This window comes from Nostoc sp. 'Lobaria pulmonaria (5183) cyanobiont', from assembly GCF_002949795.1.
Lineage (GTDB): Bacteria > Cyanobacteriota > Cyanobacteriia > Cyanobacteriales > Nostocaceae > Nostoc.
Genome location: NZ_CP026692.1, coordinates 6,962,127 through 6,975,637, shown reverse-complemented (window position 1 = coordinate 6,975,637; position 13,511 = coordinate 6,962,127). Strand labels below are relative to the sequence as shown.

At 41.4% G+C, this 13,511-nt stretch carries 9 protein-coding genes and 3 pseudogenes; 5 read left to right on the top strand and 7 right to left on the bottom strand.

Annotated elements, in window-relative coordinates; translation table 11 throughout:
* Window positions 1-45: 45 nt before the first annotated feature.
* The 3 genes and pseudogenes from NLP_RS30915 to NLP_RS33860 all read right to left on the bottom strand — a co-directional run.
* Window positions 46-318 (bottom strand): annotated as a pseudogene (locus tag NLP_RS30915) (ABC transporter ATP-binding protein); the annotation flags it as partial.
* A gap of 271 nt (window positions 319-589) precedes the next feature.
* Window positions 590-2,233, bottom strand: a pseudogene (locus NLP_RS30910) (calcium-binding protein); the annotation flags it as partial.
* A complete protein-coding gene (locus tag NLP_RS33860; RefSeq protein WP_158680617.1) occupies window positions 2,175-2,429 on the bottom strand; it encodes a hypothetical protein in 255 nt (84 codons plus the stop codon). The pseudogene NLP_RS30910 and the gene NLP_RS33860, both read right to left, overlap by 59 nt.
* A gap of 308 nt (window positions 2,430-2,737) precedes the next feature.
* Between NLP_RS33860 and NLP_RS30905 the strand changes: the two genes are divergently transcribed.
* Window positions 2,738-3,361, top strand: a complete 624-nt coding sequence (locus NLP_RS30905) for a 4Fe-4S single cluster domain-containing protein (RefSeq protein ID WP_104909649.1) — start codon at window positions 2,738-2,740, stop codon at window positions 3,359-3,361.
* A gap of 479 nt (window positions 3,362-3,840) precedes the next feature.
* Window positions 3,841-5,148 (top strand): serpin family protein, encoded by a 1,308-nt coding sequence (locus tag NLP_RS30900; protein WP_104909648.1) that lies wholly within the window; start codon window positions 3,841-3,843, stop codon window positions 5,146-5,148.
* A 175-nt stretch (window positions 5,149-5,323) separates the two neighbouring features.
* Here the strand turns inward: NLP_RS30900 and NLP_RS35350 are convergent.
* A pseudogene (locus NLP_RS35350) lies at window positions 5,324-5,470 on the bottom strand (AI-2E family transporter); the annotation flags it as partial.
* Here NLP_RS35350 and NLP_RS30890 point away from each other — a divergent pair.
* Together NLP_RS30890 and NLP_RS30885 are read left to right on the top strand one after the other, a co-directional pair.
* On the top strand, window positions 5,469-6,485 hold the full coding sequence (locus tag NLP_RS30890) for a FecCD family ABC transporter permease (RefSeq protein ID WP_104909647.1): 1,017 nt from the start codon (window positions 5,469-5,471) through the stop codon (window positions 6,483-6,485). The pseudogene NLP_RS35350 and the gene NLP_RS30890 overlap by 2 nt on opposite strands.
* A gap of 255 nt (window positions 6,486-6,740) precedes the next feature.
* On the top strand, window positions 6,741-7,235 hold the full coding sequence (locus NLP_RS30885; RefSeq protein WP_234017131.1) for a sensor histidine kinase: 495 nt from the start codon (window positions 6,741-6,743) through the stop codon (window positions 7,233-7,235).
* Between the two features lie 566 nt (window positions 7,236-7,801).
* Here NLP_RS30885 and NLP_RS30880 read toward each other — a convergent pair.
* A complete protein-coding gene (locus tag NLP_RS30880; protein ID WP_104909646.1) occupies window positions 7,802-9,259 on the bottom strand; it encodes an alpha-amylase in 1,458 nt (485 codons plus the stop codon).
* Window positions 9,260-9,583: 324 nt separating this feature from the next.
* Between NLP_RS30880 and NLP_RS30875 the strand changes: the two genes are divergently transcribed.
* Window positions 9,584-11,653, top strand: coding sequence for a vWA domain-containing protein (locus tag NLP_RS30875; protein WP_104909645.1), 2,070 nt, complete (start codon window positions 9,584-9,586; stop codon window positions 11,651-11,653).
* A 287-nt stretch (window positions 11,654-11,940) separates the two neighbouring features.
* On the opposite strand, the gene NLP_RS30870 is transcribed toward NLP_RS30875, so the two are convergent.
* Window positions 11,941-12,762, bottom strand: a complete 822-nt coding sequence (locus NLP_RS30870) for an ABC transporter ATP-binding protein (protein ID WP_325034705.1) — start codon at window positions 12,760-12,762, stop codon at window positions 11,941-11,943.
* A 338-nt stretch (window positions 12,763-13,100) separates the two neighbouring features.
* Window positions 13,101-13,274 (bottom strand): iron chelate uptake ABC transporter family permease subunit, encoded by a 174-nt coding sequence (locus tag NLP_RS36295; protein ID WP_442946679.1) that lies wholly within the window; start codon window positions 13,272-13,274, stop codon window positions 13,101-13,103.
* Between the last annotated feature and the right edge of the window lie 237 nt (window positions 13,275-13,511).

The window sequence follows — 13,511 nt, the reverse complement described above, 5'->3', positions numbered from 1 at the left end:
CCATGCGTTCGCCCTGGTATCATGTCGAGCTTTTGAGATAAAAATTTACTCTTCCTGTTTTCCCAGATATACTTCAATTACACAAAAGTCATTTTGCACTTCTTCAAAATTTCCTTCGCACAGTACCAAACCTTCGTGTAATACTGTTACTTTCTTAGCAATTTTACGCACAAATTCCATATCATGTTCAATTACTAAAATTGAATGACTCTGCGCTAGTGCTAAAAGTAGTTTGCCTATATTGTATGTTTCTTCATCTGTTAAACCAGCAACAAGTTCATCAACAAGTAATAAATCTGGAGACTGTGCTACTAACATTCAAATCTCTAAACGTTATTTTTCTGTGCCTATAACATCTTTGATTCTAGACAGTTAAAAATGGCTATCTTTGTGCAAAATTCTGGTCAATGCTGAATAGATAGCTGGTTAACACAGCAATAGTTTTAATTATTAAGTCAGGTTAGAATGTTCCACCTACACTGCTATTATTCAGATACTCAAATGGCTTGCATTAAATAATCGAATGCAAGATGCTAAAATAGCACCTCGCAAACTGTACCGCTTGGCTCTCAAAGAGCGCTAATTCCGATTAAACAACCACAAAATTGTTTTCGCTAACTGACAATCCAGTAGATAGCTGTGCAAATTTTACCTGAGTAAACCCAGACGCATTGCCATCAAGGTCAAAGAACAGTCCACCTGTAGCACTGTTATAGATAAATCGTTGATTGCCTGTCGTTGCAAATGTTCCGAGGGTAAACTGACTTGTGTTAAGTGAACCTGGTGATAACCCGCCGCCAAAGCCAGTAGCCGATACCTGAATCAGTTCATTAGTCGCGTTGAAGTCATAAATACTGTCAACACCTTGATTGTAACTATTGAAAACAAAGGTATCAGTACCAGTTCCTCCATAGAGGGTGTCATTACCAAAACCACCTATAAGAATGTCATTCCCACTTCCACCATAGATTGTGTTCTTACCAAAGGCGCTAGAGGCGGAGATATAATCATTGCCAGCACCACCATCCAGTAAGTTATCACCTTTTGAATTACTAGCATTCAAGTTATCGTCCCCAGTGCCACCATTAAGGGTGTTATTACTTATAGAACGAGACTCGTATGTGATGGAGACATCGCGGGGTGAGTACGGGTCGCTGGGAATATAGCTGTAGTCGCCAGAGATGGAGAGATAATCATTGCCATCACCCCCAGAGAGCAAATTATCGCCTGTTGAACCGCCAGCACTCAAAGTATCCTTACCTGCACCACCGTTGAGGGTGTTCTTACCAGACGAGCGAGAGTCATAGTTGCTGTAGTTATTTCCTTTGTAGTAGCCAGAGATGGAGAGATTATCATTGCCATCGTCCCCAGAGAGCAAATTATTGCCTGTTGAACCGCTAGCACTCAAGTTATCGTCACCTGCACCACCGTTGAGGGTGTTCTTACCAGACGACCGAGAGTTGTAATCGTAGTCTGGATAGCTAAAGCTCCGGTAGCCAGAGATGGATAGATAATCATTGCCATAGCCTCCAGAAAGCAGATTATTGCCAACAAAGGAGTCATTACCCGTACCACCAATGAGGGTATCATTACCCGTACCACCAATGAGGGTATCATCACCTGCACCACCTCGCAGCAAATCGTTTCCACTCAAGCCATCGATTTTGTCATTACCGCCTTGACCATTAACTACATCATTTGAGTCCTCTAACCCCGTAATGTTATTGTTGAGGTCATTGAGAAAAGTTACTGTGTTCTTGATGCCCAGGCTAGTATCAGTAGAGTTAGAATCGAGGACATTAAAGCTGTCGGTGATGCTATTTTGCCCGTCAAACAGGATATTACCAAGAGCTGGTTTTGCTCCAGACGCTTTCAGATTCTCCAAGTTTTCTAGTTTGAAGTTTTGCAAGATAACTATGGTATTAGCATTCCCTTCAAAGGTGATTTCTAGATCGTTGCCATTCTGGGTCAGCAGTAAATTTTGAGCAGTTAATCCTGTACCCTGGAATTTGATGGTGTCTACTTCAGCAATAACCGCTGCTGTCGGGTTAGTTCCTTTACCTATGCCACCGAAATCAGGGATTGTATCAGTGCCGTCGCCCAAGTCGTAAACAAATTTATCCTTGCCACCGCCACCAATAAGAGTATCATTCCCAGTATCACCAATGAGAGTATCATTCCCAGTACCACCCTGTAGTAAGTCGTAGCCGCTGGTTCCAATGATATTTGCCATAACTTTTACCTACCTGATTCCATTTTTTCAGTAATTTCAGTTCTGAACCTGTTTTGCACAAAGGTGATATCGGGCACACGATGATGTTACCAGAAATTGCACCACTAGCGTTGATATCGGCGCGATCGTTACCCTCTAATTTTGCTCTTTGGAATATAATCCAGTAGTTAAGAGGTGAATTTTCTACGACCTTCAATCATCAACACGGTTGTGATTGACGTAGCGATCGCAATTTTTTCAAGAATTCCCGATCAAAACTTGCAAGTCCCATCTTGCTTGGGTTAGTAACAATCGACTTCTTGGGATTGCGGGGAAAAGTTTTTTCTTCTTCAACATTTCCCTTTTACCTTTCAGTCTAGTAAGTTGAAGCGGACTTTTCTAAACCCTCAAAACTTTTTGAGAAATTAATCATCAATTAAATCTCCAGTTATATAACCATTGTCACGGTTATCTAACTGGAGATTCGCTATATTTAACAGTTAACGGCTAAAAGGAGTTAAAGAGATGGAAATTAAGCCAACTGACCCATCGCTAGCACTCATGGAAATTCCCCCAGGCTATCTCAATATTATGGGTTACGTTGATCAATCAGAAGTTAATGGCCCTGGTTGTCGTGCAGTCGTCTGGGTACAAGGTTGTCTGCGTGAGTGCCCTGGCTGCTTTAATACTAACTCCTGGTCTTTTGAGGCTAATCAATTGATTGCTGTTGATACTCTTGCTGAAAATATTCTCAGCAATCCCCGCAATACGGGTGTAACATTCTCTGGTGGAGAACCCTTTTGGCAAGCAACTGCACTGGCATCTTTAGCCCGGAAGGTAAAAGCTGCTGGTTTAAATGTAATGTCTTTTTCAGGGTTCACTCTTAAGCAGCTACAATCCCAATCGGCGCCGCCAGGTTCCCAAGCATTGTTAGAACAACTCGATATTTTGATTGACGGGCCTTTTGTACAATCTCTGGCAATTAATTCTCCCAATTCTCCAGTTTCTTCTAGCAATCAACGGGTTCGGGTGTTAAACCCGGACTTCCAAGACCAGATTACTTGGGCTAGCGACCAGATAGAAATCCACATCCTTAAGGATGGTGGACGCATTGTCACTGGCTATCAAGGTGGACTAGAACTAACATAAGGGCGCGCCTAATGAGTGGGCTGCCGCCTATTAACTTGCGGCAGCAGCCCAATGAAAAGTATTTCCAGCCTCTGGCTGGAAATGAGGTTTTAAAGGATTTGCGCTTAAGTTGACACCAATGCACAGCCGTGTGTCCCTACAAAAGTTTGGTATTTCGTGAACTGACAAATGTAATTTTATCTTTAACAACCAAGAACGCTGGTTGTTTTGTGTTTAGGTAATCTACAATACTTTTATATTTAAATAAAAAAATTCTTAAAAATAGAGATTTTTCATAATTCGTCTCCATAGCCACCTCAACGAGGAATTAGCAGCTCTAACAAGTTGTGTTTAATTCCTCTAAGCTAATAACTTCCTGTTACAAAAACTGTAATAGTCACATTTGATTTATTAGAGCAAATGCAATAGTTAATCATTGACACAGTATCCGTGTCAACTCTGAGCACAGAACAGGAGTATTTGGCAAGTGAGGTGGTAAAATGAATCGGCAGAAATTTAGTTGTGTGAAGGAAAATTTTATGCAAAGACGTTATGCTCTGGTAGCTGCAAGTATTGTTCTATTTAGTGTATTAGGGTATTCTCAAATCGATAGTAATAAGAGTGCCCTTGCCAAATCTAGCTTACCTCAGCTAGAAACTCCATTGCAAAAAAAGACAGCCAAAACTGATACAAAAATTGTTGCCTCTAGCAATAAGTTTGGCTTCAAACTATTTTCAGAAGTTCAAAAAGGTAATACAGGTGAGAAGAATGTTTTTATCTCACCTTCGAGTGTTGCGATCGCTCTAGCTATGACCTACAACGGTGCAAGCGGCACAACTCAACTAGCGATCGCAAAAACCCTGGAATTACAGGGGATGAATCTACAAGAGATCAACTCTTCTTACGCAGCGGCATTAAAGCAGCTTGTAGACAATTCCGATCCGAAAGTGCAACTGAATATTGCTAACTCACTTTGGGCAAATCAAAATTTTAGCTTTCAGCCAGACTTTCTCCAAAGAATACAGTATTTCTATAAAGCTAAAGTCAGCAATTTAAATTTTCAAGATCCCGCTGCGCCTAATATTATCAATAACTGGGTCAAAGATAATACTAATGGTAAAATCAATAAGATCGTTGATAAAATTGAGCCAAGTCAGGTGTTGTTTCTGATTAATGCCATCTATTTTAAAGGAAAATGGAGCCAAGAATTTAATAAAAATCAAACTGCTCAATACCCTTTTTACAGCACATCTGGCAGACCAAAACAACAGATGATGATGTCACAAAACGGTGACTATAGATACTATGAAAGCAAACAATTTCAGGCAGTTAGTTTACCTTACGGCAAAGATGGTAAATTCAGTTTTTATATTTTCCTGCCGAAACAGAACTCTAATCTAAAAGCCTTCTATCAAAACTTGAATCTTGAAAACTGGGAAAAATGGATGACTCAGTTCAGCAAACAAAAAGGGTTTATTCGCCTACCCCGCTTCAAAACAGATTACGACGTTACACTCAATGATTCCTTGAAAAGTTTAGGCATGGAGGAGGCTTTCAGCGACAAAGCTAATTTTTCCGGTATGGGTAAAAATCTTAAGATTAGCGAAGTTAAGCATAAAACTTTTGTCGAAGTGAACGAAGAAGGCACGGAAGCGGCTGCTGTTACTTCAGTTGGTATATCAACAACAGCTTTTATTGACATAAATCCACCATTCCAAATGATTGTTGACCGTCCCTTCTTCTGTGCCATTAGGGATAATCAGACGGGAAGGGTTTTATTTATGGGTTCAATTATTGACCCACAGTAAAAAATTCAAAATTTCTTCATTTTTAATTGAACTTGAGGGTAATGTCACTTCAGAAATGCTCGGAGTGTTTTTAGCGTCAGCTTTCGGGGACTTGTTTGGTGCAATAGGTGCTGTTATTTCCTCGGTGGCGCTGTCGTCTGTGTCGCTGCTTAGGCTTCTAAGACACAAGGCGCTTAAGGTCGAAAAGTAGACCAAATGGCACTTTCAGCCACAAGAAGGTAGGGATAAGGCCTGATGTTATACAGGTAGATAAAATTAACTGGGTGACAAAGAAATTTTGGAAGCTCAGGCTGACTATTTTGGAGAAAGGATGGCGAAATTTGACTAGACCATTTCAGACAATTTTTACTGAACACCGCGTATTTTGGGCTGTTTTACTCTTTGGTACAGCACTGGTGGTAACGCTAGCACTGTCGCTTTCTCAAGGAGCAGTACCTTTAAATATGTCGGAATTTTGGCAAGCTATTCTCCACAAAGGCGATCCGGTTAAACAGACAATTCTCTGGGATTTACGTCTCCCGCGCATTACGGCTGCGATCGTTGTCGGCGCAGCTTTGGGAATGTCAGGAGCTTTGCTGCAAGGAATGTTACGTAATAGTCTTGCCGATCCATTTATTTTGGGCATTTCAGCAGGTGCGGGACTACTTGTAATTCTGATGATTGTCTGCCAAATATTCCCGATCGCAATTCCTTTAGCAGCATGGATAGGAGCAATTTTAACTGCCGCGATCGTTATTTTACTCGGTCGTTCGGGGTCGGGAATTTCTGTTGAGCGGTTGATTTTAGGCGGAGTGGCGGTGAGTTCTTTATTTGGTGCTGTACAAAGTACATTGCTGCTTTTAGCTGAAGATGGGCAAATTCAAATTGCGCTCAGTTTCCTAGTTGGTAGTCTTAATGGACGGGGTTGGCAAGAAATTGCTACGACTGGCCCTTATATCATCGTTGCATTGATCGGGGGATGCTTGCTGGGGCGATCGCTAAATATACTGGCTTTGGGAGATGATTTAGCTGTGAGTTTAGGGCTTTCGTTGACGCGAACGCGCCTGTTAATTGGTGGTGTCGCCACTTTATTAGCCGCAGGTGCAGTCAGCATCAGTGGCTTGGTTGGATTTGTTGGTCTTGTTGTTCCTCACGCTGTCCGCCTGATTGTTGGTACAGATCATCGCTTTGTTTTACCACTTTCCGCCCTCGCAGGTGCATGGTTACTCACTTTTGCAGATTTACTCTCTAGACTAGGAACAGTAGAACTACCAGTAGGTTCGGTCACTGCTTTGCTGGGTTCACCCCTGTTTATCTGGTTACTTTATCGTCGTTCTGCTGGATTTAATAAATTTTGAGCTATCAGACCGCTATCCATCCCTCTTATGTCACTTTCCGGGAGGGCGATCGCTAGAAGCCTCATGAGACAATCAATACAAGCTATACTATTAGAAAAAAATGGGTCTTGTATTTGTTCTTAGAAAAGAATCGCGCGATGCCTGCGGCGGGCTACGCCTACGCTTGCTATACAAAAGCTCTAGAATTCAGAAATGGCAAATGTTTTCGGAGAGTGACAGAAGAGGGATATAGCCGTAGCCACATAGGTTAGGACAATGTTTATTGCTAAAAGCCTTGATTTAACTGGGTTTCTACTCAGCACTCAGCACTTTGCTATACATCAAGGTTTAGAAGATACCTTGCGCTTGTTTGCTCATAAACTCAAGTGCGGTGTCCAAGTGCAACGCAATTACGATCAACGTCTTCCGAAAATTCTTGCCTATGGCAGTGAACTCAATCAAGTGTGGACGAACTTAATTGATAACGCCATTGATGCAATGGATGGTAAAGGACTGCTGGAAATTACAACACACCATTGCGATCGCTATGGCCATATTGACATCATCGATTCTGGTAGTGGAATTCCACCTGAAATTAAAACCCGCATTTTTGAACCTTTCTTCACCACTAAATCAGTGGGGCATGGTTCAGGACTCGGTTTAGAAACTGTTCGCCGGATTGTAGAAAATCGCCATCACGGTACGCTTTCATTTGAGTCGCAGCCAGGCAGAACTTGTTTCACTATTTGCTTGCCCTTATTGAATCAATAGGCGATGGGATTAGAGATGAAAAAAATGGGAACCAATGGTTCCCAAAATATAGCAGCAAGTGAATATTTCTGTTAAACTTCTAGTTTCTTATACCCAACATTTTCAGGGCTTTGTTGGATTTTACTCCATTCAACCCAACCTACAAATTTTCTTAACCGAGTAGTATTAGGATTACTCCTAGTCAATTAATATCTGATAATTTTGGTGTTTTGGGTTGTTGTTCGGAGTTAATGAATTCAGTTTTTGGTGGTTTTCCTATTGTCTTAGGGGGTTGTGTTTTTTTTGTGGATTGTGAGTTATTATTCTCGCTCATGTTAATTTATCTCCTTAATAGCTTTAGTTATTTGGCTGTTTTCAGATTTATTGCTTGGAGTTGGTCAAGCAATAAATTCAGTGAACGCAGTCAGTTTGTGTTCCGATGATTATGACTTCAAGTGATGTCATTGCAATTCCGTAATCCTGTTGAAAATTTTGCTCCCTTGTACGTTGAATACTATTGTCAAAGAGGTAGATAGGGGAGAAAACTCCTTAGTATCTACCTCTTTAACCTTAGTTTTCTATTTAAACTATTTTTGCAGCCAGACCGATATTGAACCACCTGGACATGGGAAATTTCCCCATCCGTCGTTATTGGTGTGAATGATATCGTTTATATGTCCCGTAACATCGTAAAATTCCTGATTCGGTCGGAACACATTCATCCACTTGTTCCCTGGTGCGCTATTGGTCAGCACTACAGCCATTGCACCCGGATGTTCCCTAGTACCCAAGCGCGTCCAACCGATAGTATTGGGATGGTCAAAGTAATCATGCTGGTCGCCAAAACCGTATTCTCTACGCGCCTTTAAGAACTTGTCAATCAAAAAACGGTGAGAGTAAAGGGTGTTATCACGTTCTTTATCTTGATATTGTGCGCCGTAATAATCTGCATAGAAAACGCAAGGATAGCCTTCTCGGCGCAGTAAGATTAGTGCATAAGCTAAGGGCTTAAACCAAGGTTCAACAGGCGACTCTAGGGATTGACAAGGTTGGGTATCATGGTTTTCAACAAAGGTAACAGCTAGGGCAGGTTGTTCTTTAACTAGGGTTCTATCAAAAATCGATTGCAGATCGAAACTACTACCTTGGCGACTAGCTTGGTGAAATTTGAAATGTAGAGGCACATCAAATAACGACAAACGCCCATCACTAGAGGCAATATAACCGTGTAAGGCATCGATATCTTGAGACCAGTACTCACCAACGCTAAACAGTTCCCGCCCACCAAAATGAACTCGCAAGTGATTTAACCAATCACGGAAAAAAGTAGAGCGGATATGTTTAACAGCGTCAATGCGAAAGCCATCTACACCTGTGGTATCAACAAACCAACGCCCCCAATACATCAACTCACCGCGCACGAGGTCATTACCTGTATCCAGGTCGTTCGCCATTAAATAATCGTAGTTGCCGTGTTCGTGGCTAACTTCCGTCTCAAAATGTTTATCTTTAAGACGGTAGAGTTTGTCTGCCCTTTGGGTATCTGCGTTATATGATAATGAATCAAAGCACCACCAATACCATTTCATAGTGGAGTATTTATCTCCACGACCAGAAAAATTGAACTTTGTATAAGCTCCAATTTCGTACCAATCGCTGACTGGATGGTTGCGGTCATTCCAATCCATTTCTTGGGCCGAGATGCGTTCTATTTCATCCCCACCATCTTTGTGGTTGAAAACCACATCAGCATAGATTTGAATACCTGCACGCTGTGCCGTTTTAATCGCCTTTAAGTATTGCTCGCGTGTTCCATATTTTGTCCGAACAGTATTTTTTTGATCGAACTCACCCAGATCAAACAAATCGTAGACTGCGTATCCAACATCCCATGTTCCACCACTGCCCTTATAAGCTGGCGGCAGCCATAAAGCAGTGAAGCCTGCATCAGCTAGCTCATTGGCTGTTTTATCCAGCTTGTCCCATAATGTACCATCATTGGAGATGTACCAATGGTAATACTGCATTATTACGCCGTTGGTCATGCGATCGCCTTTGTAGAATCTTTGATTTTAGAGATTTCTGTCAGAAATCTCTGATGCTAGAATATGTTACTTTTGTCACACATCCTCACTTCATCCGAATTTTTTTAGGTTTCAATGACGACTTCACAAAGAGCAATTACGAATTACTGGGACGGGATAATTGCTGATTTGCCTTGACTATTCCCTAATGCTAGACGGGAATGGTTCGTGTTGTAGAAGTTACAGTTACCAAAACTGAAACGATTATCAAATCCCAAGCTGCTCAGGACTATTCTGGGTAAATAGTCAAATGTGATAGAACAAATTTAGTGTGAGGATTTAGCCATGTCTTACCCGATTTCATCCAAAATGTGGCAGCGAGTCAGTATTGTAATATTGTTTTTATTGATACCCTCAGTAGGAATTGCCGTTTTACGTCAGTCTGCTACAGTTGCAGTTCCAGCCAATCAGACTCCTGCCAGTTCTACCCCAAAAACTTCCATTCTACCCAATCACCCTGACTACCAAGCACTCCAGGCATTGGTACAACAGTATAGTTGTGTCGTTCCCGTCCAAAATTTTGGCACTCTTCCTGTAACTCGAACTGAGTTTGCCACAGTCTTGAATGCCTGCGTGAATCGCAGCAATGAGCTAATAGCGACTGATCCCAAGATCGTTACCCCAGCAGATATAAAAATTCTGCAACGTTTGCAGTCAGAATTTGCACCAGAGTTAGCAACCCTAAAAAGTCCGATAGATGAATTGGAAGCTCGTAGTCCCATCACTCCGACTCAGACGACCAGAGAACGGACTCAAACCGAGTCTACCCGAAAGACTCAACCTTTACCCACAGCCCTACCCCTTAGTATTCCGTCTGGCTCATCTGTGCAGGATCAAGTTGCTAACCGTGCGAATATGCCTAAACTCCAAACTCGTGGCAGTATTGGAAGGGTTGCCCCGGAACCACAAATAGATAGCAGATTCAATACAGAAAACTATAACCCGATTGAGGATAATCCCTTTCATCGCGTCGGTAACGATCCTCTTTCCACCTTTTCCATTGATGTAGATACAGCATCTTACAGCAACGTGCGACGGTTTATTACTCAAGGGGAATTACCACCCAAGGATGCAGTGCGAATTGAGGAATTGATCAATTATTTTACCTACAATTATCCCCAACCAAAAGGCGAACGTCCTTTTTCCGTCACCACTGAAGTTGCTGCTGCTCCCTGGAATCCTCAACACAAGCTGATACAGGTGGGTTTGCAAGGTAAACGCCTAGAAAGCAAAACCTTACCACCTAGCAACCTAGTATTTCTGATTGATGTCTCCGGTTCTATGGATGACCCGAACAAATTACCCTTGGTGCAACAGTCACTCAAATTGCTGGTGAATAAACTGCGTCCTGAAGATCGGGTGAGTTTGGTAGTCTATGCTGGGAATGCTGGATTGGTTTTACCTGCTACTCCTGGTAGTGAAAAATTAACAATTCTGGCGGCGATTGACCGCTTAGAGGCTGGAGGCTCGACTGCTGGCGGCCAGGGTATTGAACTCGCCTACAAAATAGCCAAACAAAGCTTCCTCAAGTCTGGTAATAACAGAGTAATTTTAGCTACCGATGGAGATTTTAATGTCGGGGTTTCTAGTGATGGCGACCTAACGCGATTAATTGAACAAAAGCGAGACCAGGGAATTTTCCTGACGGTGTTGGGATTTGGCACCGGCAATTATAAGGACGCAAAAATGGAGCAACTGGCTGATAAGGGTAACGGCAACTACGCTTACATAGATACCTTATTAGAAGCCAAAAAGGTTTTAGTTAACGATCTCAGGGGAACTCTATTTACTATTGCCAAGGATGTGAAAATTCAGGTGGAGTTTAATCCGGCAAAAGTTCAGGCATATCGCTTGATTGGTTACGAAAACCGCCTGCTGCAAAACCAGGATTTCAATGACGACAAGAAAGATGCAGGGGATATTGGGGCTGGTCATTCTGTGACAGCGCTTTATGAAATAATTCCCACTGGCACGAAAAGCGATGTGAAACTGCCAGAGATAGATCCTTTGCGCTATCAGCGTTCTGGTGAAACTGTCTCGGATGCTGCTGGTAATGAGTTGATGCAGGTGAAACTGCGCTATAAGTTGCCCCAGGACAGCACCAGTCAACTAATTACCCAAACTATCCAAAATGATGATTTGAGAACCGACCAGATACCCTCCACAAACCTGAGATTTGCTGCTGCGGTAGCTACCTTTGGGATGGTGCTGCGTGACTCTGAGTATAAGGGGGATGCTAGTTATGATTTGGTGATGAAATTGGCAAGCCAAGGGAAGGGGGAAGACCAGGAGGGCTATCGGGGTGAGTTTATTCGCCTAGTGGAGCAATCTAGAGGGTTGATTACAAGAAAATGATTTTAGACCACAACTGAGACGGGGACTAGGGAGTGGTGTAGTTCAATTACTTAAAAACCGCTATGATATCTTGGAGATATTCACAATCCACATCAAAGGCGATCGCTCTCTACTGTATTAGATATCTGCAATAAATATAGCAATTTAATTTCAGAAGAGAGCATTACATATCTGCAAGATATTTTTTGATCACTGCTAGTCAAAAAACTTATTCCCTACTCTGCAAGACGAGAAGGAAGAAATGCTTAACTGAACTGTATTGTGCCATGTAAGGTTTTTATTTGTTTCTATTTTCTCCCCTTTCTTCCTACTGGTATACACATCGGTGTACCGGAAACTGGGTCTGGGATAATCCGACATTCCAATCCAAACACCTCCCTTACCATCTTCTCAGTGATCACCAAATTAGGTTCGCCAACAGCAAAAATTTGACCTTCTTTCACCGCTACCAAAGAATCAGCATAACGACAGGCGTGATTCAAATCATGTAACACCATGACAATCGTTCGTTGCTGGTTTTGGTTCAAATCATACAATAAATCTAAAACTTCTATTTGGTGCGCCAAATCTAAAAAAGTAGTTGGTTCATCTAACAATAAAATATCCGTATCTTGAGCTAATGCCATTGCAATCCAAGCACGTTGTCGCTGTCCACCAGAAAGAGTATCTAACTCGCGTTCTGCTAAGTATTTAATCTCAGTAATTTCTAACGCTAGTTCTACTAATCTTTCATCTTCTTTTGTCCACTGCTGCAACCAGTTTTGATAAGGAAATCTTCCACAAGCTACCAAATCTCGAACGGTTAATCCTTCTGGTGCAACGGGTCCTTGGGTAAGAATTCCTAATTTTTTAGCAACATCTTTTGTTGATAGCTTAAATATATCTGTTGTATCTAAATAAATTGTGCCAATACGAGGTTTTAATAATCTTGCTAAACCCCGTAATAAAGTGGATTTCCCAGAACCGTTTGCACCAACTAAAGCAGTTATTTTTCCTGGTGGTATATCTAAATTTAAATGCTTAATAATAGTTATATGGTCGTAACCCAAAGTCAAATTATTCGCTGAAATTTGGTAATGTAGATTATCGCTCAATAATGACATTGACATAATTAAATTTAAGGGAATATTTTGATGATTTTGTAAGTATGTAATATCATGTCCGATTGATTACTTAATTAAACCCAAAAAACCCCACGCTGCTTTAGCAGCGCTTTATCTCCCCTTCTTGCAGGTAGATAGGGGATTAGGGGAAGCCAGCACGGTGATAGAAGAAACCCCATGAGAAATTGGCGCGTAGGGTGCAATGACTATGGGAATCATAACTAGTTACCTGAACATGATATATTACACTATTCACTTTTATTAATGCTACACCTAAAAAAAATTTTTCTCTACTTACTTAGTATTAAGTATACTGAATTAGGTCTTATTTTTTCGATTCTTAATTAATAAATAAAATCTGGAGCACCAATCACAGCAGTAACAATTCCACAAGGAATTTCGATAGGAGCAAAAATAATTCTGCCAATAAAATCAGACAAAACCAGAATCATTGCTCCTGTTATTCCCGCTACTGGAATCAAACCTTGATGATTTCCACCTACTAATTGACGAGCAATTAATCCTACAAATCCAATTGTTCCCGCAGTTGCTACTGCTGCACTAATTAATAATAATAAACTGCGCTACCATTACAACTTTATTACCTAAACCTTTGGCAATCTCATCTCCTAAATTTAAAGCATTTAATTCTGATGCTTTGATTAACCCTCTTTTGTCACTCTCAAAAAACAATAATCTCAGCCAAATTCTGAGACTTTGATTTAATCCAGGTTTGAGGCTTTATTTTCTAATAG